This window comes from Latilactobacillus parafuchuensis (assembly GCF_055271665.1).
In genome coordinates, this window is record NZ_CM143875.1 from 175,676 (window position 1) to 200,232 (window position 24,557).

27 protein-coding genes, 1 tRNA gene and 1 other annotated feature are annotated in these 24,557 nt (G+C 43.6%); of the genes, 2 read left to right on the forward strand and 26 right to left on the reverse strand.

Annotation, left to right across the window (positions count from 1 at the left end; genetic code table 11):
* Positions 1-56: 56 nt before the first annotated feature.
* The 7 genes from nusB to ACVPPQ_RS01080 all read right to left on the reverse strand — a co-directional run bounded on the left by nusB (position 57) and on the right by ACVPPQ_RS01080 (position 3,603).
* A complete protein-coding gene (gene nusB, locus ACVPPQ_RS01050; protein WP_463495130.1) occupies positions 57-488 on the reverse strand; it encodes a transcription antitermination factor NusB in 432 nt (143 codons plus the stop codon).
* A complete protein-coding gene (locus tag ACVPPQ_RS01055; protein ID WP_463495131.1) occupies positions 488-931 on the reverse strand; it encodes an Asp23/Gls24 family envelope stress response protein in 444 nt (147 codons plus the stop codon). Before ACVPPQ_RS01055 ends, nusB begins: the two co-directional genes overlap by 1 nt.
* A 53-nt stretch (positions 932-984) precedes the next feature.
* A complete protein-coding gene (efp, locus tag ACVPPQ_RS01060; protein ID WP_463495133.1) occupies positions 985-1,542 on the reverse strand; it encodes an elongation factor P in 558 nt (185 codons plus the stop codon).
* Between the two features lie 307 nt (positions 1,543-1,849).
* On the reverse strand, positions 1,850-2,137 hold the full coding sequence (rpmA, locus tag ACVPPQ_RS01065) for a 50S ribosomal protein L27 (RefSeq protein WP_025082475.1): 288 nt from the start codon (positions 2,135-2,137) through the stop codon (positions 1,850-1,852).
* 33 nt (positions 2,138-2,170) lie between these two features.
* Positions 2,171-2,512: a ribosomal-processing cysteine protease Prp gene (locus ACVPPQ_RS01070; RefSeq protein ID WP_463495134.1), complete on the reverse strand. Its 342-nt coding sequence runs from the start codon at positions 2,510-2,512 to the stop codon at positions 2,171-2,173.
* Positions 2,513-2,526: 14 nt separating this feature from the next.
* Complete coding sequence (gene rplU, locus ACVPPQ_RS01075; RefSeq protein ID WP_025082473.1) at positions 2,527-2,835, reverse strand: 50S ribosomal protein L21; 309 nt, start codon at positions 2,833-2,835, stop codon at positions 2,527-2,529.
* 13 nt (positions 2,836-2,848) lie between these two features.
* Positions 2,849-2,927, reverse strand: a sequence feature (ribosomal protein L21 leader region).
* Positions 2,928-2,970: 43 nt separating this feature from the next.
* Complete coding sequence (locus tag ACVPPQ_RS01080; RefSeq protein WP_463495136.1) at positions 2,971-3,603, reverse strand: TetR/AcrR family transcriptional regulator; 633 nt, start codon at positions 3,601-3,603, stop codon at positions 2,971-2,973.
* A gap of 254 nt (positions 3,604-3,857) precedes the next feature.
* On the opposite strand from ACVPPQ_RS01080, the gene ACVPPQ_RS01085 reads away from it, so the two are divergent.
* Positions 3,858-4,097: a hypothetical protein gene (locus tag ACVPPQ_RS01085; protein WP_413476511.1), complete on the forward strand. Its 240-nt coding sequence runs from the start codon at positions 3,858-3,860 to the stop codon at positions 4,095-4,097.
* Between the two features lie 391 nt (positions 4,098-4,488).
* Here ACVPPQ_RS01085 and purD read toward each other — a convergent pair whose 3' ends face one another.
* From purD to ACVPPQ_RS01170, 17 genes are all read right to left on the reverse strand, one after another.
* Positions 4,489-5,739 carry a phosphoribosylamine--glycine ligase gene (gene purD, locus ACVPPQ_RS01090; protein WP_463495137.1) on the reverse strand — a complete coding sequence of 417 codons (1,251 nt, stop codon included), beginning with the start codon at positions 5,737-5,739 and terminating at the stop codon, positions 4,489-4,491.
* A 19-nt stretch (positions 5,740-5,758) separates the two neighbouring features.
* Entirely contained in the window at positions 5,759-7,297 is a 1,539-nt protein-coding gene (purH, locus tag ACVPPQ_RS01095) for a bifunctional phosphoribosylaminoimidazolecarboxamide formyltransferase/IMP cyclohydrolase (protein ID WP_463495139.1), read from the reverse strand.
* Positions 7,294-7,881 (reverse strand): phosphoribosylglycinamide formyltransferase, encoded by a 588-nt coding sequence (purN, locus tag ACVPPQ_RS01100; RefSeq protein ID WP_463495140.1) that lies wholly within the window; start codon positions 7,879-7,881, stop codon positions 7,294-7,296. Before purN ends, purH begins: the two co-directional genes overlap by 4 nt.
* A complete protein-coding gene (gene purM / locus ACVPPQ_RS01105) occupies positions 7,882-8,907 on the reverse strand; it encodes a phosphoribosylformylglycinamidine cyclo-ligase (RefSeq protein ID WP_463495141.1) in 1,026 nt (341 codons plus the stop codon).
* Positions 8,908-8,912: 5 nt separating this feature from the next.
* Positions 8,913-10,346 (reverse strand): amidophosphoribosyltransferase, encoded by a 1,434-nt coding sequence (gene purF, locus ACVPPQ_RS01110; protein WP_463495143.1) that lies wholly within the window; start codon positions 10,344-10,346, stop codon positions 8,913-8,915.
* Positions 10,331-12,547, reverse strand: coding sequence for a phosphoribosylformylglycinamidine synthase subunit PurL (gene purL, locus ACVPPQ_RS01115; protein ID WP_463495145.1), 2,217 nt, complete (start codon positions 12,545-12,547; stop codon positions 10,331-10,333). The genes purF and purL overlap by 16 nt, the downstream gene beginning before the upstream one ends.
* Positions 12,544-13,224: a phosphoribosylformylglycinamidine synthase subunit PurQ gene (gene purQ / locus ACVPPQ_RS01120; protein ID WP_463496313.1), complete on the reverse strand. Its 681-nt coding sequence runs from the start codon at positions 13,222-13,224 to the stop codon at positions 12,544-12,546. Before purQ ends, purL begins: the two co-directional genes overlap by 4 nt.
* Positions 13,221-13,478, reverse strand: a complete 258-nt coding sequence (gene purS / locus ACVPPQ_RS01125; protein ID WP_463495146.1) for a phosphoribosylformylglycinamidine synthase subunit PurS — start codon at positions 13,476-13,478, stop codon at positions 13,221-13,223. The genes purQ and purS overlap by 4 nt, the downstream gene beginning before the upstream one ends.
* Complete coding sequence (purC, locus tag ACVPPQ_RS01130; protein WP_463495147.1) at positions 13,471-14,196, reverse strand: phosphoribosylaminoimidazolesuccinocarboxamide synthase; 726 nt, start codon at positions 14,194-14,196, stop codon at positions 13,471-13,473. The genes purS and purC overlap by 8 nt, the downstream gene beginning before the upstream one ends.
* Before the next feature lie 110 nt (positions 14,197-14,306).
* Positions 14,307-15,599, reverse strand: coding sequence for an adenylosuccinate lyase (gene purB / locus ACVPPQ_RS01135; RefSeq protein WP_463495149.1), 1,293 nt, complete (start codon positions 15,597-15,599; stop codon positions 14,307-14,309).
* Between the two features lie 18 nt (positions 15,600-15,617).
* Positions 15,618-16,751 carry a 5-(carboxyamino)imidazole ribonucleotide synthase gene (purK, locus tag ACVPPQ_RS01140; protein WP_463495151.1) on the reverse strand — a complete coding sequence of 378 codons (1,134 nt, stop codon included), beginning with the start codon at positions 16,749-16,751 and terminating at the stop codon, positions 15,618-15,620.
* Complete coding sequence (purE, locus tag ACVPPQ_RS01145; protein WP_463495153.1) at positions 16,735-17,220, reverse strand: 5-(carboxyamino)imidazole ribonucleotide mutase; 486 nt, start codon at positions 17,218-17,220, stop codon at positions 16,735-16,737. The genes purK and purE overlap by 17 nt, the downstream gene beginning before the upstream one ends.
* 273 nt (positions 17,221-17,493) lie before the next feature.
* Positions 17,494-18,213 carry an MIP/aquaporin family protein gene (locus tag ACVPPQ_RS01150; protein ID WP_463495154.1) on the reverse strand — a complete coding sequence of 240 codons (720 nt, stop codon included), beginning with the start codon at positions 18,211-18,213 and terminating at the stop codon, positions 17,494-17,496.
* Between the two features lie 23 nt (positions 18,214-18,236).
* Positions 18,237-20,063: a type 1 glycerol-3-phosphate oxidase gene (glpO, locus tag ACVPPQ_RS01155; protein WP_463495155.1), complete on the reverse strand. Its 1,827-nt coding sequence runs from the start codon at positions 20,061-20,063 to the stop codon at positions 18,237-18,239.
* A gap of 11 nt (positions 20,064-20,074) precedes the next feature.
* Entirely contained in the window at positions 20,075-21,592 is a 1,518-nt protein-coding gene (gene glpK, locus ACVPPQ_RS01160) for a glycerol kinase GlpK (RefSeq protein ID WP_463495157.1), read from the reverse strand.
* Positions 21,593-21,756: 164 nt separating this feature from the next.
* A complete protein-coding gene (locus ACVPPQ_RS01165) occupies positions 21,757-22,899 on the reverse strand; it encodes a serine hydrolase domain-containing protein (protein WP_463495158.1) in 1,143 nt (380 codons plus the stop codon).
* Between the two features lie 142 nt (positions 22,900-23,041).
* Positions 23,042-23,479 (reverse strand): universal stress protein, encoded by a 438-nt coding sequence (locus ACVPPQ_RS01170; RefSeq protein WP_463495160.1) that lies wholly within the window; start codon positions 23,477-23,479, stop codon positions 23,042-23,044.
* 236 nt (positions 23,480-23,715) lie between these two features.
* Between ACVPPQ_RS01170 and ACVPPQ_RS01175 the strand changes: the two genes are divergently transcribed.
* Positions 23,716-23,862, forward strand: a complete 147-nt coding sequence (locus ACVPPQ_RS01175) for a hypothetical protein (RefSeq protein ID WP_463495162.1) — start codon at positions 23,716-23,718, stop codon at positions 23,860-23,862.
* 163 nt (positions 23,863-24,025) lie between these two features.
* On the opposite strand, the gene ACVPPQ_RS01180 is transcribed toward ACVPPQ_RS01175, so the two are convergent.
* Positions 24,026-24,274 carry a hypothetical protein gene (locus ACVPPQ_RS01180; protein ID WP_463495164.1) on the reverse strand — a complete coding sequence of 83 codons (249 nt, stop codon included), beginning with the start codon at positions 24,272-24,274 and terminating at the stop codon, positions 24,026-24,028.
* 138 nt (positions 24,275-24,412) lie between these two features.
* Positions 24,413-24,486 (reverse strand) — tRNA-Arg (locus tag ACVPPQ_RS01185).
* Positions 24,487-24,557: the final 71 nt, after the last annotated feature.

The following is a 24,557-nucleotide window of genomic DNA, read 5'->3' on the forward strand; positions in this document are numbered from 1 at the left end:
AAGGAATGTTACAAAAAAGCCTAGTCAAAATGATGATTGACTAGGCTTTTTTGTCGCTATTTATTTTCAATAAATTTTGATAAGACACCGTTGATGAAGCCTTTTGCTTGGTCATCAGTGAATTGTTTTGCTAATTCAAGTGCTTCGTTCAACGCAACTTTAGCAGGTGCTTCAGTTGAATTTTGCATTTCAAACAAACCAAGTCGGAGAATAATTAAATCCGGTTTGGCCAATCGTGATAATTGCCAACCTTTCTTTAGATAAGGCGTTAAAGCTTCATCTAAAGCCGCTTGATTATCCGTTACACCGGCTACTAGAAAAGTTAAGTAGTCAGGGACAGCCACTGCTTCAACTTCTTCAGCGTCAAACTGGTCCATCGTGAGGACCGCTTGAGACGCTTCTTCCGCTGTCAGTGTTTGATTTGCATTCATCGCAAATAATACTTGAAAAGCCGCTTGACGAATCTGGTGTCGATTTAAATTTGACATTAAATTTGTTCTCCATCTTGATCAGGTGTTTCATCGCTAAATAAGTCATCTGGATCAATAATATTTTGTGGTTTTTCGGTTACGACGCCAACAACGTGCACATTGACTTCAGCTAATTCTAAGTCGGTCATGAACAAAAGTTGTTCTTTCAAAGCCTCTTGCATCGCTAAGGCGACCTTCGGAACGGATACACCATAATTTAAGTAAACATAAACATCCGCGTTCACTTTACCTTCAATAACTTTTAATGTAACCCCTTTGCCGTGATTTGAACGACCAAACAGTTCATTAATCGATGATGATAAAGTCCCACGCATTTGGTGCACACCTTCAATTTGGCCAGCCGCAATTCCAAGAATCACTTCAACCACTTCAGGTGCCATTTGAATTTTACCTAATGAATTTTCTTGCGCATCAAGCACAATGTTTGTCTCTTCAGCCATCAATAACCCTCCAAACGAAAATCCTAATCGCTCGTTTTTTTTAAACGAGGTGCTTAGGCCCGTGAAATATAAGTCCCATCAGTGGTGTTAATTGTTAAAGCATCGCCTTCGTTGACGAAGAATGGGACTTGAACCACTAAATCAGTTTCCATAGTTGCAGGCTTTGTACCACCCGAAGAAGTATCGCCACGGATACCAGGTTCAGTTGCAGCAACGACTAAATCAACCGTCTTAGGTAAATCAACCCCTAAGGTTTCACTACCGTACATCATGATTGAGACTTGCATATTTTCTTTCAAAAACTTCAATTCATCCGCAATTTGTGTACCGGGTAATTCTAATTGTTCATAAGTTTCAGTATCCATGAACACGTAGTTGTCCCCATCAGCATATAGATATTGCATTGATTTTGTATCGATGATTGCTTTTTCAACTTTTTCAGTTGAACGGAATGTCTTATCTTGGTTAGCACCAGTTCTTAAGTTCTTTAACTTAGAACGGACAAAAGCGCCACCCTTACCTGGTTTAACATGTTGGAATTCAACAATCCGCCATAAGTTATTGTCAAATTCGATCGTTAAGCCATTCTTAAATTCATTAACTGATAACATATATTATCCTCCGTACTTTTTTAAAAGTATCTCATTAAACTAATCATAGCAAGAAAACACGTCTAAAAGCAAGTTTTTCCGAAGTAAACCTGATTTTAGCGGGTATGTAAAAAAGGGTTGGCGATTGCCAACCCTAAGTGTCACTAACGAAATAGTCCGCTAGCCGTGAGTAACTCACTGTTAGATTGTCAATGGATGATTACTATAAGTCACTATTATAACAGTAACTCGTGCTTAATTCAAATTGACTCGTCAGATCTTACCCAACAAAAAAACACCCGCAAGAACGAGTGTTTCGTTTGTTTTATTATTTAGCTTCTGCAGTATATACTGAAACTTTTTTCTTGTTTTTACCGAAGCGTTCGAAACGAACGACACCTTCGATAAGAGCAAACAATGTATCATCGCCACCGCGACCAACATTTTCACCGGGATGAATCTTAGTACCGCGTTGACGGTATAGGATTGAACCAGCAGTGACAGTTTGACCATCAGCACGTTTTGAACCTAAACGACGACCAGCTGAGTTACGGCCATTGGTTGTTGAACCGCCACCCTTATGGTGAGAGAAGAATTGTAAATTCATTTGTAACATCGAAATGCACCTCCTGCTTATTAACTGTTTTGTTTATTTACGAGTAGTTTGTACTTGAATGTACTGTCCGTATTGTTCTGTGATATCCTGTAACGTTAATTGCAAATTTTGTAACAAAATTTGCGCCGTTGCCAAAGCTTGGCCTTCAACCGTTGCCGGAATCTGACAGTTTAACAAACCACCGTTGAGGTTATCTGCTTCAACCACTGGTTCAAAACCAGCCAATTTTTGTAAACTATTAATCGTACCGATTGAAACAGCTGAAACAGCTGCACAAACGATATCACTTCCGTAAGGACCCGAGTCAGCATGACCCGTTATCTGAAAAGAAATAATTTGCGAATCCGCATTGACGACAAAGTGAGCCTTAATCATCTTATTTCCCTCAACTAGGCGTTGATAGCGTCGATCATTACTTTAGTATATGGTTGACGATGGCCCTTCTTTTGATGACTGTGTTTCTTAGGCTTGTATTTGAAAGTAACAACTTTCTTTTCACGGCCTTGTTTTTCAACAGTCCCATTGACAGTAGCACCGTCGATGTTTGGTGTCCCAACCTTAGTTGTTTCGCCGCCCACTAAAATAACTTGATCAAAAGTTACTTTTTCGCCAGCTTCTGCGGCTAACTTTTCAACGTAGATAGCTTGACCAGCTTCTACCTTATATTGTTTGCCACCTGTTTTGATAATTGCGTACATGTGTGCACCTCCTATTTTTTCTTAGACTCGCCAACTAAGGTGCCTACATAAAGTAGTACTTAATGCCTTAGAATGCGCGGTTGCAGCTGTGGAGCTCACAATTACAACGTTCATATGATACCAAATATTTGAGACCTAGTCAATACTTTCTTGGGTTTCAATAAAAAATTGTGCCAAATCAAAATGGGCATTTGGCATTTGGACTAATTGATACAATATCTTCGCCATATAACGCGGCGAATAGACCAAACCATCTTCAATCCATTTGAAGACTAGTACGAGACTGGCACCCGCTAAGTAGTCGGCTGTAATACTCATTTCGATTTGATCTGCTTGTGAGGCCTCTTTAAATTGGTCCTCAATATAGGTTTGTAATAATTGGCGCATTTCTTGCGTTAAGTGGTCTTTAAAGGCCAACGTCGCTTCATTCTGATGAAAGACCTTAAACGTCTGTTGTTTTTGTTCAACATATTCGAATAAAGCTTGTAAATTAACCTGATCACAAGTCGGTTTTGCCGGCTGACTAATCGTGACCTTTTGATAGAAATCATCGATTAAATCTTGGACCGTCGCTTGCATAAAATCTTGTTTATCATCGTAATGTAAATAAAAAGTGCCCCGTGTGATACCCGCTAATTTCGTCACCGTTTGAATTGAAATCGTTTTAGGCGTTTCTGTTTTCAACAGGGTTACTAGTGCTTGTCTTAATTGTTGTTTCGTCCTTTTCACCCGTGGATCTTGGGCTGCTGCGCTCATTTCACGAACCATTTTTAATCACCTCAATTGTTAGCCAGTATCTGTCGATAGTATAGCTTGTTTATCAATTTATTGTCCATTAATTGGCCCATTTTATGAATACAAGCACTACTCTACACGCTAAATTTGAAGAAAGTGTAACTAAATGACTAATATTTATTAATAAAACAAATTAGTGACCGATTTAAATTCATTTGTCGTCGTTGCCTTCTTATAGTAGAATGAAAGCAGACTTTAAACTCAGACGATGTTAGGTGGATACTATTTTGATTGCAACTTTTTTAATTATTTTTCTTTCGATTGTATTATTTGCGACAATTGCGAGTCAATTGACCTTTAAAATTGGCTTAGTCACCAATTGCGTCTTATTTATTATTTTGGTTGGCGTGGACGCTTATCTATTCAGTTGGTCGAGCGGCCTCCATTGGACCTATTTCATTATCAGTTTGCTAGCGCTGATCGCCAGCGAACTCTTATTAGCGGAATTACCCCACGTTAACGACTAATTTATCTTCATCGTGCGCCAGCACTCATCAATTTTCGGTCAAATTCAAAAAGCAGTTTATCCTTCAATTTCGGGATAAACTGCTTTTTTACTTGATACGCAATTGATAACGTGCTTCTCAGCCAACTTCTTCCGTCTAGCTACGAATCGTAAATTACGACTAAAACCAGTCATAATTCACAATTCTAGGCTATACTCAGAAGCTAATCGGATGAGTCAGCACTTAACCAACACCCACTGATTCCTGTGCTTAACGACGTTTCGTAAACAAGTCCATAAATCGGACCGTATTTAAGAAACCAGGCTAATACTCAGAATCAAACCGTGGATGTGGGCACTCAACTGTGAGTTGCCCCTGCCAAGGACCTTTAGTATAGCATAGTTCAACCATTTTAGGTCAAGCCTTGGTGTCCAATATCCTGACGGTAGAAGGTTCCCGGTTGTGCTAAAGCTTTTAAATCAGCATAAACTTGTTGGCGCGCAGTCGGTAGATCGACCGCCGTCACGACCGCCGTTAAAAGGCGTCCACCCGTGCCAATCAATTGGTCTTGCGTACCGGCCACGCCGGCAAAACTAAATTGACTCGTCGCGGCTTGAAATTGTGACGTTCGGGCTAAGGCGACCGGCACGGTCGCCTTAGTCGGATAACCGTCCGCCGCGACAACCACCCCGAGGGTCATCCCGTCAGTTTGCCACGTTAAAGTTGGTGTTTGGTGGCTCACCAATTGTTCAAACACTTGGGCCCAGTCGCCAGTCATCCGCGGTAAAACCACTTGGGTCTCGGGATCACCGAAACGGACGTTAAACTCAATTACCTTAACGTCCGTTTTCGTGGCAATCAGCCCCGCGTATAGCACACCCGTAAAAGGTGTACCGGCACCTGCCATCGCAGCGACGATGGGTTGCAAAATTTGGTCCACGGCTTCTTGCACAACCGTTGCACTAATCTGTGGTACGGGGCAATAAGCGCCCATCCCACCGGTATTGGGACCTTGATCACCTTCAAAGGCTCGTTTGTGGTCTTGCGCGACTGGTAACGGGTAAACTTGCCCATCGGCGACTAAAGCCATCAGCGAGAACTCCTCGCCGCTTAAATAGTCTTCCATTAAAATGCTCGTCACACCCTGTTCAAAGAAGCGTTCAATCGTAGCCGTTGCGACCGCCAAATCTGGTGCAATCACCACGCCTTTGCCGGCAGCCAAGCCATCCGCTTTAATCACGACTGGATAAGTTTGTTCTGCTAAAGCGGCTAAAGCCGGTGCCCCCGTCGTGAAAGTTTGATAGCTAGCAGTCGGCACTTGCGCTTTGGCCATCATTTCTTTGGCAAACGTCTTCGAACCTTCAAGGGCAGCGGCCGCTTTCGTCGGGCCAAAAATCGCGAGACCAGCTGTTTGAAAAGCATCGACAACCCCGGCGACTAATGGTTGTTCCGGCCCAACAATTGTGTAACTAATTGCATTTTGTCGTGCAAAATCAATCATCCCTGCAAAATCGGTTAGTTCAACGGCCACGGTTTGAATCGCATCCAAGGCCATCCCTGGATTGCCAGGCAGACAATAAACCGTTTCAACGCGCTGACTTTGCGCCAATTCTCTGGCCAATACGTGTTCCCGCGCACCGCTACCAATCACCAAAATTTTCATTGTCTTCCGTCCTTTTTGATTAATGTTTGAAATGGCGCCGGCCGGTAAAGACCATGCTGACCCCTTTTTGATTGGCCATGTCGATTGAATCTTGATCCTTAATCGAACCACCCGGTTGAATAATCGCGGTAATGCCGTGTTCAGCCGCAAATTCAACACTATCATTCATTGGGAAATACGCGTCAGATGCTAAAACAAACGGCGTCGTTAAACCATTGGCTAACGCTTGTTCTAACGCAATCTTGACCGAACCGACCCGGTTCATTTGGCCCGCACCAATCCCTAAGGTTTGGTCCTTAGTGGCAATCACGATGGCGTTACTCTTGACGTGTTTAACAATCCGTTGAGCAAAGAGCATCGCCGCTTTTTCGTCTTCTGTTGGAGCTTTAGTCGTGACCGTTTCTAATTCGCTCATTTGATCGACCACTTGATCACGTTCTTGAACGAGTAACCCACCCATGACCGAAACGGTTTCGAAACGATCAGCGTCTTTGGCTTGATCGAAATCAAGGGTCATCACGCGGAGATTCTTTTTCTTTTCTAAAATCGCTAGCGCTTCATCTGAATAACTAGGCGCAATAATGATTTCCAAAAAGAGACCATGAAGTTCGGTCGCAGTTTGCAGATCAACTTCACGATTTAAGGCGATAATCCCACCAAAAATCGAGGTTGAATCAGCCGCGTAGGCTTTTTGCCAAGCGGCGTAAATCGTCGTGCCTAAACCAACGCCACACGGATTCATGTGTTTCATCGCAACGACACATGGTTCGCTAAATTCAGCAGCGACTTTGACCGCGGCATCGGCATCTTTAATGTTATTGTATGACAATTCCTTACCATGCAATTGTTGCGCACTGGCAATCGAGAAAGCACTTGGTAACCCCGCTTGGTAGAAAGCGGCTTTTTGATGGGCATTTTCGCCATAGCGGAGCGCTTGTTTGAAATCATAAGTTCGCGTTAATTTTTCAGGAAATTCAATTCCAACGGCTTGGGTTAAATAATCAGCGATTAAACTATCATAAGCAGCCGTATGGCGGAACGCCTTTGCGGCTAAGTAACGACGGTAATCTAATTCATCTTCGCTAGATTGGACATGCTCTAAAACAGCGGCGTAGTCTTGTTGATCGACAACGACATACACCGATTGAAAATTTTTAGAAGCGGAACGCAACATTGAAGGGCCACCGATATCGATTTGTTCAACCGCTTCGGGTTCGGTGATTCCTGCTTTTTGAATCGTTTCTTTAAACGGATAGAGATTGACGCAAACTAAATCAATTGGCGTGATATCGTGTTCAGCCAAAACGGCCATATGCTCAGGATTATCCCGTTTGGCTAACAAACCACCGTGAATGTTGGGATGTAGGGTTTTAACCCGACCGTCAAGCATTTCTGGAAAATGAGTGACTTCATCAATCGCGATTACTGGTACTTGGGATTCGGCTAATTTCTTTAAAGTGCCACCCGTCGAAATCACCTCATAACCGGCTGCGACTAGTCCTTGTGCGAATTCAACAATTCCTGTTTTATCTGAAACACTAATTAACGCTCTCTTCATCTGCTCGAATGCTCCTTTGAATTTGATTTAATCAACGTTTGAATCACTTCTGGATATAATTGATGTTCCGTGGCGTGAATCCGGGTTTCAAGAGCCACCAATGATTCTTCGGCGCGTAATGGCACCACCGCTTGAGCGATTATCGGACCACTATCGACGCCTTCATCGATGTAGTGAATCGTCACACCAGTTTCAGCAACCTGCGCTTGATACGCTTCTTCAATACTATGAATCCCAGGAAAAGCCGGCAACAACGCCGGATGGATATTAATAATCCGTTGCGGATACGCCTTTAACAAGACAGGCGTAATAATCCGCATATAACCCGCTAATAAAATGTAATCAACCGCTAATGGCGCTAATTGATCAACAACCGCTTGTTCGTAAACTTGCCGGTTGGCAAACTGTTTAGGTCGTAAAACCGTCACTGGAATTTCGCGGTCTTGGGCTTTGGCAATTACCGGCGCGCTGGGTTGGTCACAAACGAGCTGAACAATTTCTAGCCCGGCAGATTTCAAACCCACATGATCGGCAATCGCTTCAAAATTCGACCCAGTCCCTGAAGCAAAAATGGCGACTTTCATCTAACGACCCACCAATTCAACTGCATTTTGTTGTCGCGTTTGAACCGTCCCAATTTGGAAAGCTTGGGTCTGCGCTTGATTCAATTCGGCTAAGACTGTTGCCGCTTGGTCCGGTGCAACCGCTAAGACCATGCCAATCCCCATATTGAAGATGTTATACATTTCAAGTTCGTCCAATTGACCGTATTGTGCTAACGCTTTAAAAATCGGTAGCACTGGCCAACTGTCTAATTCAATCACGGCCGCCACTGTTTCAGGTAACATCCGGGGAACGTTTTCGATAAAGCCACCACCGGTAATGTGGGCAGCGCCTTTAATTAGATGCTTTTTGAGCAAGGGTTGCATGGCGTCAACGTAAATCTGAGTCGGTGTTAATAAGACTTCACCTAAGGTTTGGCCCGGCAATTCTGGTAATTGGCTATCAACCGTCAATTGATTTTGTTCAAAGAAAATTTGCCGCACCAGTGAAAAGCCGTTTGAATGAAGGCCACTGGATGCAATCCCAATCAGCACATCAGCGGGTTGAATCGTATCACCGGTTAATAAGTCGGCTTGTTCACCAATCCCAACCGCAAAACCAGCTAAATCGTAATGTTTTTCAGCGTACATCCCCGGCATTTCAGCCGTTTCGCCACCGACTAAAGCCATTTGCCCCTGTTGGCAACCCGCCACAACCCCTTGGATGATCTGTTCGATTTTATCAGGGTTGGTTTGACCGGCCGCTAAATAATCTAAGAAATACAGCGGTTGGGCCCCTTGAGCGACAATATCGTTGACGCACATCGCGACACAATCAATTCCGATAGTTGTATGTTGGTCCGCTGCAAAAGCGACCATCAACTTGGTTCCAACCCCATCCGTACTGGAAACCAATACTGGTGATTGATATTGGGTTAACGCTAAGGCAAACTGACCGCCAAACCGACCAATGTTGCCATCGTCTGTTTTAAGTTGTTTTTGAATCCGGCGGGTGACTTCATAACCGGCCGTTACGTCGACCCCGGCTTTTTGATAAGCATTTGTCATTTAGGTTACTCCTTGTCTGCATTTAGACTCGCTTGATAATTTGCGGCATAATCATAAAGTGGCGTTGGATAATCACCATTAAAGTAGGCCATACATAAGCCTGTATAAGGCGCATCCTTGTTAAGACCAATTGCATCGATTAATCCTTGTTGACTTAAAAAGGCCAATGAATCAGCACCAATCGTCTCGCACATTTCGGCGACACTTTGGTGAGCGGCAATCAATTCTTCGCGGGTTTGAATATCAATCCCGTAAAAGCACGGGTATTTCAACGGTGGCGAAGCAATTCGTAAATGAACTTCTAGCGCACCGGCCGCCTTTAACCGTTTGACAATGTGTTTACTGGTTGTGCCACGCACGATTGAATCATCGACTAAAATCACCCGTTTGCCGGCCACCACACTTTTAACCGCGGCCAATTTACGATTGACGCCTTGTTCACGCAAGGCCTGCGTTGGTTGGATAAAGGTCCGACCAACGTATTGATTCTTCACCAACCCCATTTCGTACGGTAATTGGCTGGCTTCAGCATAACCACTGGCCGCCGATAATGAAGAGTTCGGCACCCCAATTACCATATCCGCTTCAACCGGCGCTTCTTGTGCTAACCGCTGACCCATTCGTTTACGGGCAGCATGCACGTTGACGCCGCAGATGTCAGAATCAGGTCGGGCAAAATAGATATATTCCATCGAACAAATTGATAAGGTTGTGTCAGTTGTAAAGAAATCGGAATGAAGCCCTTCGTCATCGATGGTCACAATTTCACCCGGTTGAACATCGCGAATAAAAGTTGCTTCCACCGCGTTTAACGCACACGTTTCACTGGCAACCACATAAGCCCCGTTTTGCATTTGACCAATCGATAACGGTCGAAAACCATTCGGATCCAACATGGCAATCATCGAATCTTGTGTCAATAATAAGTAGGCAAAACCGCCGTGAATTTGTTGTAAAGCGCGTTTAATTTGTTGATGTAAATCAGGACCCGGCGCCCGGCGAATCAGATGCATCAAGATTTCAGAATCTGAACTTGATTTTAAAATTGATCCAGCCGCTTCTAATTCTCGCCGGAGACTGACCGCATTGGTTAAATTACCGTTATGCGCTAGTGCGAATTGACCATCTGCAAAATCAAACAAGAACGGTTGAATATTTTCTAAACCGTGACTGCCGGCCGTTGCGTAGCGCACGTGGCCAATCGCGTCTAGCCCGGTTAATTGCGCCAGATTTTCTGGATTTCGAAAGACATCGGCCAACAAACCGCGATCGCGGTACCCTTTTAACCGACCGCGATCATTGGTGACAATCCCGGCGCCTTCTTGACCTCGATGTTGTAAACTATGCAAACCAAAGTATGTCAGTTGATTCGCATCGGGATGACCCCAGACGCCAAAGATGCCACATTCTTCATTTAAACTCTTTATTTCATTAGGCATGGAATCGCCGCCTCCCAAGCTGATTTAGCCGTATCAACCGCTAATATCAGACTTTCATCATTGGTTTGAATTGTCATTTGACCATTATCAGTCACCCGACCAATCAATTGGGCCGTTGAACCCGCTACCGTTTCAAAGGCCGCTTGTTGATCCGGTTTAACCGTTAAAATAAAGCGTGATTGCGTTTCGGAGAACAATTGCGCGCTGGTTAAATCGACCTTCACGGCGTAACCTAACTGATTTTTAAAGGTCGCTTCCGCTAATGCAATCGCGAGCCCACCTTCCGCTAAATCATGAGCGCTAGTGATTAAACCGGCTTGAATCGCTTTTAGAACTAAGTCTTGATTATGAGCTTCAGTCGTTAATGAAAAGGCGCCCAGTTGACCACTGATGCTGCCGATTAACATTTTTTGCAATTCACTACCGGCATAGTCGTCATCGGTGTCACCGACTAAGTAAATCAGATCATCGGTTGCTTTAAAATCTTGGGTCGTGATGTGGTCGGTATCTTTAATCAACCCGACCATCCCAATCATCGGCGTTGGATAAATCGCTTCACCGTTAAATTCGTTATAGAGTGAGACATTTCCTGAAATGACCGGTGTGCCAAACTGGCGACACGCTTCTGCAATCCCTTGTGCACTTTGATCGAATTCCCAGAAAACTTCTGGTTTTTCAGGACTGCCATAATTTAAACAATCGGTAATCCCGAGCGGTTGCCCACCGGCTGCGACGATGTTCCGGGCCGCTTCAGCAACGGCAATTTGACCGCCAACTTTCGGATTTAAATAGAGATAGCGACCATTACAATCGGTGGTCATCGCTAACGCTTTTTTAGTGCCCCGTACCCGGACTACCGCAGCATCACTACCGGGTAAAACAACCGTATTGGTTTTAACTTGGGCATCATAATGTTTGTAGAATGAACTCTTATCCGCAATCGTGGGTTGTTTTAACAAGTCCAACCAAGTTTGTTTCGTATCTGTCAATTCCGGTTGATAAGCGGCTTGTTGTTCAAAATCGATTAAGCGTTGTGGTTTGGCTTGTGCTTTATGGTAAACCGGTGCAGAACTAGCGAGCGCATCGACCGGTAAGTCAGCCACTAGTTGACCTTGATGCCAGAGTTGGTATTGTTGGGCCGTCGTGACTTCACCAATCCGAACGGCATCTAAATCATATTTTTTGAAAAGGGTGATGACTTGTTCTTCAAAGCCCGCTTTCACACAGAGTGCCATCCGTTCTTGTGATTCGGACAACATAATTTCATAAGCCGACATTTCGGTCTCGCGTTGTGGCACTTGATCGAGGTCTAAAATCATGCCGGTCCCGGCTTTCGACGCCATTTCAGCAGTTGATGAAACCAAGCCAGCTGCACCCATATCTTGAATCCCGACTAACCAATCCGGATGGTCTAAAATTAATTCCAGACAGGCATCCATCAATAGTTTTTCCATAAACGGATCGCCCACTTGCACCGCTGACCGTTGGGTGGCTTTGCCATCCGCAAATTCATCTGAGGCAAAAGTGGCCCCGTGAATCCCATCACGACCAGTTTTGGCGCCCACGTATAAAACGCTGTTACCGGCGCCTTGCGCCTTGCCTTGTTGAATATCTTTTTGATCAATCAAACCGACACACATGGCGTTGACCAACGGGTTGGCTTGATAACAAGGATCAAATTCAATTTCGCCACCGACCGTTGGAATCCCGATACAATTGCCGTAACCGGCAATCCCAGCGACCACTTCTTGGACCAAATATTTCGTTTGATTATCGTTTAATTCGCCAAAACGGAGGCTATCCAAAATCGCAATCGGCGTCGCACCCATCGAAAAAATATCGCGGATGATGCCACCAACCCCTGTCGCTGCGCCTTCATACGGTTCAACGGCCGACGGATGATTATGGCTTTCAGCTTTAAAGACAACCGCTTGACCGTCACCGATGTCTAAAATACCGGCGCCTTCACCAGGCCCTTGTAAGACGTGGGGCCCATCATTGGGGAATTTTTTCAAAACGGGTTTCGAATTCTTATAAGAACAATGTTCACTCCACATTACGGAGAACAAGCCGGTTTCGGTGTAATTCGGTAAACGATTCAAGATTTGATCACAAATTAATTGATATTCACTATCCAATAAACCCCATTCTTGATAAAGCTTGGTCGTTTGGATTTCATTTGGTGTTGGCATGGTCATCATACTTGGCTCACCCCTTTAAAAGTCGTTAAAATTGATTTAAACACGTTTAACCCATCGGTACTGCCTAATAAAGCTTCAACCGCCCGTTCGGGATGGGGCATCATGCCTAAGACATTGCCCTGTTGATTGGTGATACCGGCAATGTTGGCCAAACTCCCATTGACGTCTGCTTGGTACGTAAACGCAATTTGCTGATTGGCTTTTAATGTAGCCAAGGTTTGGGCGTCACAATAGTAATTGCCTTCACCATGCGCAATTGGCAACGCAATTTCAGCGCCACTTGCATATTGATTGGTAAACATCGTTTGATTGTTGGTCACTTGGAGTGCAACCGTGTCGCATAGGAAATGAGTTTGCCGATTGGGCATTAACGTTCCTGGCAATAATCCGGCTTCAGTTAAAATTTGGAAACCATTGCAAATCCCTAAAACTGGTTTGCCCGCTTCCGCAAATTCAATAACGGCCGCCATGATCGGTGCTAGTTTGGCAATCGCGCCACTCCGTAAATAATCACCGTATGAAAAACCACCTGGGATTAAAACAGCGTCAAAACCAGCTAAACTGGTTGCCGTATAAGGCACATAAGCTGCTTCTTCGTGACACGCATCAACAATCGCGTGGTATAAATCGGCATCACAATTAGAACCCGGAAACACCAAGACGGCAAATTTCATTATTCAGCCTCCATACTTTGAATGTCATACCGATATTGTTCCATGTTGGGGTTGGCTAATAATTGATCACAGATGGCTTCCACTTTTTCAGTGACGGCGGCTTGATCACGACCAGCAACTTGCATCTCGAAGAATTTACCAATCCGCATATGATCGACGCCTTCAAAACCTAAACGAGCAACGGCCCCTTGAACGGCTTGGCCTTGTGGATCGAGTACTGAATCTTTATAAGTGACGTGTACTTGAACGTTATACATGTTGTTGTCCTCCAATTGTTTGGTCTAAGCGTTGTAATACTTCTTGATAAACCGTCACTAAATCGCCTTGATTTTGACGGAAAACATCCTTATCGAGCGATGCGTGACTCTTTTGATCCCACAAACGACAATTATCCGGCGAAAATTCGTCCGCTAAGATTAACCGACCTTGATAACGGCCAAATTCTAATTTGAAATCAACCAAATCAATCCCAATTTGATTAAATAACTCAGTTAGTAATTGATTAACCGTGTTGGTCATCGCTTCAATCGTTTGAATCTCGGCTAAACTAACCAGTTTCAAAGCTGTCGCTTGTGAGATATTAATCGCCGGGTCATCCAGCGCATCGTTTTTAAAATAGTATTCAATAATCGGGGTCTGTAAGGTTTGACCGACCCGTTGCCCGAACTTCCGGGCAAAACTACCCGCCACAACGTTACGCAAGACCACTTCTAATGGGATAATCTCAACTTTTTTAACCAGTTGTTCGGTTTCTGATAAATTTTGAACCAAATGGGTTTCAATCCCCTTTTGTTTTAAATAATCAAAAATTAAATTCGAAATCTGATGGTTAACGCGGCCTTTACCGACAATCTGTTCTTTACGTTTGCCGTTTAACGCGGTCGCCTGATCTTTGTAGACCATTTTTAAGATTTCGGGATTATCGGTCGTCATCAAATCCTTCGCTTTACCTGAATAAACGAGTTCGTTAGTCATCTTTCTCCTCCAATTAGCGGACAATATCCGTTGTATTATAATAATTGTTCGTTTCACTTTTTTGTGTAAAAAAACTTTGAAAACACAGTGGATTTCAAAGTTTTAATGGTCTATAAACCGACCCGTTCAAAAATTTCGTCAACGCGGCGAATATGATAATGATAATCAAAGGCATCATCTAAATCAGCAGTTGATAAAACGGTCATAATTTTAGGATCCGCCTCTAACAATGGTCTGAAATCAATTTGTTCGTCCCATGATTGGGCCGTCTTTGGTTGAATCAAATCGTACGCTGCTTCGCGGGATAACCCTTGATCAATCAACTTCAGCAACACTCGTTGACTATAAATCAAACCGAATGTCCGGCCCATGTTGCGTTTCATGTTTTCGGGGAAAACAGTTAATTCTCCGATAATTTTAGTGAATCGTTTTAAGATATAATCGAGTAAAATCGTCGTATCCGGTAAAATAATCCGTTCGGCTGAGCTGTGGGAAATATCCCGTTCGTGCCAGAGAGCGACGTCTTCATAAGCCGTCACCATATGGCCACGAATCACCCGCGTCAAGCCCGTGATGTTTTCGGAACCAATCGGATTCCGTTTATGGGGCATGGCTGAAGACCCTTTTTGGCCTTTGGCGAAATGTTCTTCAACTTCACGGGTTTCTGATTTTTGTAATCCGCGAATTTCAGTCGCAAATTTTTCAATCGAAGTTGCTAACAAAGCCATTTCAGCGACATACGCTGCGTGTAAATCACGCGGTAGGACTTGCGTTGAAATTTCTTGGGCCCGAATCCCGAGATGTTCACAGACGTAGGCTTCGACAAATGGTGGAATATTGGCAAACGTGCCGACTGCCCCACTGATTTTACCAGCTTCAACACCTTTAGCCGCTTCGTCAAAACGCGCTTTGTGCCGTTTTAATTCTGAGTACCACAATGCTAATTTTAAACCGAACGTCGTCGGTTCAGCGTGGACCCCATGTGTCCGGCCCATCATGACCGTCTTTTTATAACGAACTGCTTGTTTCGCAACGACCGCCATCAATTCATCAATGTCAGCTCGCAAAATAGCGTTGGCTTGTTTCAATAAATGACCGTAAGCCGTATCAACCACGTCGGTTGAAGTTAAACCGTAATGAACCCATTTACGTTCTGCGCCTAATGATTCTGAAACGGTCCGCGTGAATGCGACAACATCGTGACGAGTTGTTTGTTCAATTTCTAGAATACGGGGGACTGAAAAGCGCGCATTAGCGCGAATCTTGGCGGCATCTTCAGCCGGAATATGGCCCAATTCGGCCCAAGCTTCATCGGCTAGAATTTCAACATCCAACCACGCTTGATATTTATTTTCGTCAGTCCAGATTGCACCCATTTCGGGATTCGTATAACGTTCAATCATGTTGTTGAGCTCCTTTAGTTAGTCCCAAATTTGGGTCGCTTTAATTTGTGCTAGGGTTGTTTCAGGTTGATCCGTTAAAATCGTGATGTGACCCATCTTACGATTAACCTTGCGTTCAGCTTTCCCGTAATCGTGATAATGCCAAGTGGCTTGTCGTTGACTGACTTTAAGGGCTGCTGCAACATCTTGGCCCAAAACGTTCACCATAATTGCGGGTTGCCATTGTTGTGGAGTTGCTAGCGGCCAATTACAAACACCACGAATGTGCGTGGCAAATTGGGACCAGTCGCAAGCTTCAATCGTTAGATGCCCCGAGTTATGGGGTCTGGGTGCAATTTCGTTGACGTACAATTCACCTTGCGCTGTAACGAAAAATTCAATACCTAACGTCCCCACCAATTCAATCTCGGTCGCAATCTTAGTGGCAATCGCTTGCGCTTGCTGGGCTAACGCAGCTGTAATGCGGGCGGGACTGATACTGATATGTAGAATATTATGCCGATGTTGATTTTCAATCACCGGGAAAACACTCTGTTGTCCGTCCCAATTCTGACTAATCATCACTGAAATTTCGCGGTTGAAATCAACCATCGCTTCCAATACACAAGGCCCCGATTGTAATAACGGTCTGGCTTGGGTTAAATCGATTGCTTTATTTAACACCAACTGACCCTTACCGTCATAACCACCACGGGTCGTTTTTAAAACAGCCGGTAACCCAATTTTAGCGACTGCCATGGTTAATTCAACTTCAGTTGTCACAATTTCAAACGCGGCGTGTGGTAATTTTTGTGCCGCTAAAAATTGTTTTTCTAAAACCCGGTCCTGTGAAATCCGTAAGGCTTTTGTCCCCTGTGGAAATTGGCTAAACGCTTGCGCCTTTTCGATGGTTGCCGCGTCAACGTTTTCGAATTCGTATGTCACAACATCACTTTTTTGTGCTAATTCAATAATTTGTGCTTCGCTATCATAAGCCGCAATGATCTGACCGTCAGCGACTTGCCCAGCCGGACAATCCGCTTGCGGGTCTAGAATCAAAACCCGATAGCCCATTGATTTAGCCGCCATCGTCATCATTTGACCTAACTGTCCGCCACCAATAATCCCAATCGTTTCACCCGGCATAATGGCGGGCTTATTTAAGTTGGTCATTACTAGCCACCGCCTTTTGATGAAGCGTCTGTTGGTAAGCCGTCAACGCGGTTTGATAAGCTGGTATTTGCAACCCACAGATTTGAGTCGCTAAGATGCCCGCATTAATGGCACCCGCCTGACCAATCGCGACCGTTGCAACGGGTACACCGCTTGGCATTTGGACAATTGATAATAACGAATCCATCCCGTTTAGGGCTTTGCTTTGAATTGGCACACCGATGACCGGCAAGATTGTATTCGCCGCTAGCATTCCAGGTAAATGCGCTGCACCACCCGCGCCCGCAATAATCACGCGATAACCTTTGGCTTGTGCCTGTTGCGCAAAGGCAACCATCTCCATCGGCATCCGGTGGGCTGAAATAATCTGTGTCTCGTAACTAACCCCTAATTCAGTCAACATATCCGCTGTCGCTTTCATGGTTGACCAATCCGAAATCGACCCCATTACAATCGCTACATCCGTCATTCAATCTGCCCGCTTTCTTATCTAGATTATGCTTTGATTTTAACAATAACGTTCGGATAAGTCAAAGTAATTACCGCATTATTAGCTAATTTTAATCTTAATAACCATCAAAACACGAACGTTAACTTTTATTCGGCGTCTTTTAGCGATTTAAAAAGCATTCAAACAATTAAGCTTTTCCGAACAAATTAAAAGAAGATGTCACCCCCAAGTTCGGGATAACACCTTCTTTTAGTTTGTTATTGAAGTAATACCTAATTACCCATGATCATTTTATGGTAACATCACGAAGCAAAGTGCGCCTAAGATACCACCGATAATTGGGCCAACGACTGGAATCCAGGCGTATGACCAATCTGAATCACCCTTATTGGCAATTGGTAAGACCGCGTGTGCAATCCGTGGTCCTAAATCCCGAGCTGGATTAATCGCGTATCCAGTCGTCCCACCAAGTGACAGGCCGATAGCCGTGATAATCACCCCAACCACTAATGGGTTTAACCCATCTGTGAATTGTCCGCGGGTCAAAGCTAATAGTGAAAAGATTAAGACAAAGGTGCCGATTAATTCACTCATCAAGTTGGCAAACGGACTGCGAATGGCAGGTCCCGTTGCAAAAGTCCCTAAAATTGCGGCTTGATCCTTAGTCGCTGCCCAGTGTGGATAGTATTGAATCCAGACCACAACGGCCCCTAAGAACGCCCCAATCATTTGGGCGATGATAAATGGTAAGACGGCCGCCCACGGTGTTTTACCGATAATCGCAAAGGCTACTGTAACTGCTGGGTTTAAATGTGCGGGCCCCATAAAGGCTGAGGCATACACCCCAAGTGTGACTGCAAACCCCCAACCGAGGGTAATTGCAATCCAACCAGCACCGTTGGCTTTCGTTTTCGCTAAACTAACACCAGCAACGACCCCGTCGCCTAAGAGAACTAAGATAAAGGTCCCGACGAGTTCACCTAATGCCTGAACCATAATTGAATTGTCCATCAGTTTTCCTCCCAGTTAATTAACTATTTCAAATAATCAAGTTGTGCTTCAGCAATTGCTGCGTTTAATTGCGCTGTTTGGGCCTCTTTTTGAGCAGCATCCCAGTTTAATAATTTAGCCATTTCATCAATCACTGGTTGTTTGATTGTTGCTAATTGATCATTATGGAATAAGACAAAGTTCGTCCGACGTAGTAAATAATCAACTGGTGTTAAGGTCATTTCTTCGTTAACTGAATACCGTAGACTAATTGTTTCTTTCAAGTTTAGGCCTTCTGCAACCCCTTGATCAGCGTATGAAACGACTCGGCTAACGTTGGAACCAAAACGACTCGCTAAATCACGCGCATCATCTTCAGCAATCCCTTTATTGATGGCCACTTGTGCGTAGAATTTCAACGTCTCTTCAACGTTATTCGGATCAAAATGGCCGCCTGAAACTTGTAACTTCTTAGAATCAACTTCGCGGACTGATTGTTTAAAATTAGCCTTTAATGTTTCACGAATTAAATCAAGGGCCCCAGCAGCCATCTTCCGGTAGTCAGTAATCTTACCACCTGAAAGGGTTAACAAGCCATTTTCAGAAACTTTCAAATCACTCCCACGAGAAACTTGTGACGGATTAGTGGTCTCTTCAGCATGGGCTGTTTTCAATTGACTAATCGCCTTTTCAACATCACCCCGTGCTGCCGTTTTATTTTCAAAATTATTGACAGTATCAATTAAATGGTTGAAAGATTCTTCCGAGACCTTCCCAGCATTTGCACCACCACCGTTATAATCTGAACTCCCGTTATTAGCGATTAATGGTCGTAAGCCGGCCCAACTAGCTTCAATATCAGCTAACTTAATTTGAACATCTGGGAAACGGTTGTTGATGGCTTTTAATAGGTAATCAACATCAGGTTGTTCAACCCGTGGATGGGTGAAATCACCAGTATAATCCGTATCTGTCGTCCCAAAATAAGTTTTACCTTCACGTGGGACAACGAAGATCATCCGACCATCATGTAAACCTGAATCAAAATACGTTGGTTGTGGCACTGATAAACGACTGTCATCAACGACGAGATGAATCCCTTTAGTTGGGCGTAACGTATCATGTTTAGGTGCTTTGGTATTTAAAGCGTTAACTTTATCCACCCAAGGACCGGCCGTATTAATGACTAATTTAGCGTTAATCGTGAACGTTTCATCCGTTAATTCATCGTGGGCTTCTAAACCGTTGACCCGACCTTGGCCATCATACGTCATACCAACCGCTTTAACGTGGCTGGCAACGTGAGCGCCTAATTCATCCGCTTCTTTAATATTTTCGATGACTAATCGCGCATCGTTATTGACGAAATCAAGATACACACCAGCACCCTTTAATTTGTCAGCTTTCAAACCAGGTTCTCTTTGAAGCACTTCATTACGATCGATGGTGTAATTCGCATATTGCGTGCCAGTCACACCAGCTAAACGATCGTATAAATCCATCGCAATTTTGACACTAAACATATCATAAGTGGCTTCTGGTTCGTCATAAATTGGTAATAACATTGGTGTCGGCCGTGGAATATGGGGAGCGATTCCTTGAACCACTGCGCGTTCACTAACAGTATCAGCCACAACGCCGACATCGAAAGTCTTCAAATAACGAATCCCACCGTGGACTAACTTCGTTGAACGGGATGACGTCCCTTCAGCAAAATCTTGCATTTCAATCAAACCAGTTTTAATCCCTGAAGCAGCGGCTTGAATCGCCACCCCAGCACCGGTAATCCCACCACCGATAATTAATAGATCTAATGGTTCATTCTTTAAATCTTGAATTGTTTGTTGCCGTGATGTTTTTGAAAATGTCATAATAATCCTCCTCATTCACGCATTTTATATGGGCGATGTTTGAAAACTTTAGTTGCTTCAACTGCTTGTTGCCAACCAGCGTATAAATCTTCACGTTCTTCTTCCGGCATTGCTGGTTCAAACCGTTGGCCAACTGTGAAGATATCAGCCAATTCATCCGTATCTTGCCAGAAACCAACTGCTAGACCGGCCAGAAAAGCAGCGCCCATCGCGGTTGTTTCTAAGTTGCCGGCTTTTTCAATTGTACTGTTTAAAATATCAGCTTGGAACTGCATCAAATAATTATTATTGGCAGCGCCACCATCTACACGTAGCGTTTTAATATCAATCCCGGTATCTTTTTGCATCGTCGAAACGACATCTCGTGTTTGATAGGCTAATGATTGCAAAGTTGCTTTAATAATATCTTGTCGATTGGTCCCACGAGTAATTCCGAGAATTGAACCCCGTGCTTCTGAGTCCCAATATGGGGCCCCTAAGCCGGTAAATGCTGGTACCACGTAGACTTCGTTTAAACTGGTTGACGCTTTAGCGGCTGCTTCTGAATCAGACGATTTCTCAACGAGTTGCATACTATCGCGCAACCATTGAATCGCAGAACCGGCTACGAAGACGGATCCTTCTAAGGCGTAATTGACTTTACCGTTAATTGAATAACCGATGGTCGTCAATAAGTTATTTTCCGACATGGTTGGTTCTTCGCCGGTATTCATCACGATGAACGAACCCGTTCCATATGTGTTTTTAACCATCCCGGGTTGCAACGCTAATTGGCCGAATAAAGCAGCTTGTTGATCCCCAGCCATTCCGGAAATTGGCACCGTACTCCCATAAAAATGGTAAGGCGCCGTTTGTCCATAAATTTCTGAGTTAGAACGCACGTCGGGTAACATTTGGCGTGGGATATTCAACAATTCAAGAATATCATCATCCCAATCAAGATCGTGAATGTTAAAGAGCATTGTCCGACTCGCATTGGTGTAATCCGTGACGTGTGATGCACCACCCGTTAACTTCCAAGCAATCCAAGTATCGATTGTGCCAAATAATAATTCACCTTTTTCAGCCCGTTCTTGGGCACCTGGGACATGGTCTAAAATCCAACGAATCTTAGTGGCTGAGAAATACGCATCGACGATTAACCCCGTCTTTTGGTGGAGCATTTCACCATAACCATCCGCCTTTAATTGATCCGCAATATCGCTCGTTTGTCGTGATTGCCAAACAACCGCATTATAGATGGGTAACCCCGTTTCTTTATCCCAAACCACCGTTGTTTCACGTTGGTTGGTAATACCAATTCCCACAATTTGATGGGGTTGAATGCTTGATGAGATAAACGCATTAGCAATAGTTGATAAAACAGCGTTCCAAATTTCATTGGCATTATGTTCAACCCAACCTGGTTCTGGAAAATACTGTGGAAATTCACGTTGCGCATCCGCGACTTTTTGACCTTGATGATCAAAAATAATCGAACGGGTACTCGTCGTGCCTTCATCAATGGCTAAAATATATTGTTCAGTCATTTTAATCCTCCTTTATCTAAAAAGATTAGAAAACGTTTCCTTAAAATGTATTATAGATGATTATTATCCAAAATGAAAGCGTTTAACCAAATTAAATTTTGCACAATCGAATGACTTGCTTAATCAACGATACCCGCAATCATTATCACCCTTCATGGCACTTACTACGCCACGAGTTTAGTGTAGATGTCACCATTAATTTGACCTAAAGAAATGGTTGATTTTTTAACATTTTGACATAAAACGATATAAATTCGACCACCATGGCTAAACCCATTCGAAACACTCCAACCCGATAAATAGCCGCGATTAACGATTAACGCCGGATCATTATAAAATCCCATCCCGTAATGTGATTGACTACCCGGTTGGAACATTAAATCCGTACTGGCTTTGGTCAATAAATGATGCTCAAATAATGCTTGATCAAACTGGTATAAGTCGGTCGCACTCATATAGAGATCCCCGACACCGTATAGTTGTGAAAAATTCGGTAAGGCCCCTGGTTTAAGTTGATTACCAACCCCTTCATAACCAATCGATGCGTTCGCCAATTCCCCATACTTAGCCGTCATAAACCCAGTCGTTGTCATTTGACTAGGTTTAAAAATATGTTGTTTAAGATAGGCTTGATAAGATTGGTGGCTAACTTTTTCTAAAATTTTAGTCAAGACAATGTAATTCGCATCTAAATAGTGCCATTGGCCGGGTTGGCTTTGAACACCGTTAGTCATAATTTCTTGTAACAATTGTTGACTCGTTTTCGTTTGATTGTCCTGATTGCGGCCAACGATTCCCGAAGTATGGTGCATTAAATCGGCCAACGTAATCTGCTGGCCATTCGGAAAACTGGGTAGATACTTAGCAACCGAATCACTGACGGCTAAACGGCCTTTTTCTTGCAACTGTAAAATTCCGGTCGCAATCATCGCTTTTTCAGTTGACCCGATTGGATACAACGTATTCGGATTATTCAGCTGCTGGGTCGTTTGGTTTGCGACACCGTAGCCTTTATTCAAGATTACTTTTTGATCTTTGACAATTAAAACGGTCCCTGAAAAACCTAGATTCTTGAAATAATTGTCCAATTCCGAATCCTGATTAATTGTTGGTTGTTTGGTTACCTCAGGTGTTGCAGCTTCAACTTGCGCTTTGGCTGGCCGATTTTTTTGTGATTGTGGCCGACTGCTATGACTGGTTGTCTGCGTTTTAACGGTCGTTTTTCGTTGTGCGATGCCAACTAATCCATATAACACAATCCCGACTCCCACAATTGCAATCACCCATTTACCTAACCCTTTAATCATCCGTCATTCTCCTCTATTCTAAATCGCTATCAGTTGTTTATTTTCAATGTACAACATCCTTGAATAGATTAGAAGTGACAGTATTGTTAGCCCATGCAAAAAAGTTGTTCGTCTTAAACTTGACCAACAACTTATAACTTTCTTATTTAACTAATAGCACATTGGCTTTGGCGTGCACGCTGACGTATTGGGCCACCGACCCCATCAACATCCGTTCAATGGCGCCCTTCCCGGTAATCCCTAACATGATCAAATCAATGTCGTATTCTTCCGGAATTCGAATCGCAATTTCTTTGCGCGGAGAAGCGACCGTCATAATCGGCGTCACATTTTCTAAACCATGATTGTGGGCGTAGCGGACACAAGCCGCTAACTGTTCCTTTACCCGGTCCTTTTCCATCGCAGTCACCTTCGCATAAACACTCGCGTCTGGTGAGACAAACGTACTATTCGGAATAATGTGGGCCACAAACAATGCGGCTTGATTCCGTTTAGCGACTTCCACCGCTTCGGTAAATGCTTTTTGGGCCAAATCGGACCCGTCGACCCCCACTAAAATCCGTTGGTATTTTTCTGTCATGAGTCATCATCCTTCCATATGATCAATTGCCACTGGTTGGCACAACTTACGGCCAATACTTTAACGCCTAACTTCATTATATCGACTTACCCCGGTCGACCACAACTAATACGCCCACTTAATTAATTAAGATAAAAGCGTTGACATTACCTAATCAACACCCTATACTAGTTAAAGGAATTTCGTTATCATTTTGATTAGGGCCTTTCCGAATTATTGAGAAAGGAGATTTAGATATGACATTTGATAATAATGGTACGCAATACCGCGTATTACTCGATACGAACAAAAATTTATTTATCGTTTCCGGTTTAACTGCTGGACAAGAAGCTACTGGCGCAACGATTGAAGAAGCTTTACAGAAATTTGAATCTATTCTATAAAGAATAAGGAGCATTATATTCTATGAGCGCTGTATCGTATCCGTAGGTATTCACTAAGTCAAATTAGCGAATGCCTATTTTGTTGCGTTCAAATATTAAAAAGCACATACTTTTAGCAAATGTGCGCCTGATTTTATTTTTAAATTAATTATTTTACGCTATTTTATTTAACCGTTAACTTCCGGTAACCGTAATAAATGAGACCCCCTAGTAGCGAGAAAACTAGCCACAAGCCGACCACCGTTCCTAAAAACACGATTCCCATTAATGGTGCTTGATCGGTAGCCATCAATTCTTGACCCAAATCTTGAACTTGATCAAATTGAAATATAACCTTTTCAAGACTCCTTAACAACATCAATCCTCCAACCACTAAGGCACTCTTTTTTAAACAACTTTTAAAACGAATCATCGTCATCTCCCCTTCGTTTTTGATTCAACCTACTTTAATTTAACAATTTATTCCGTAAATAAACATCATTTTCCTAAATTTAAGCCAAAATAAAAACACCAACTATCAAGGATTCCTTGATAGTTGGTGTTATATGAGTGCCGCAGATGAGATTCGAACTCATGACCTACGGTTTAGAAGACCGTTGCTCTATCCAGCTGAGCTACTGCGACATTTTGTAGTGGATATTACTGTAAGAATATTGCACAACATGCTATATTATAAGCAATTGAAGGCCCTGCTG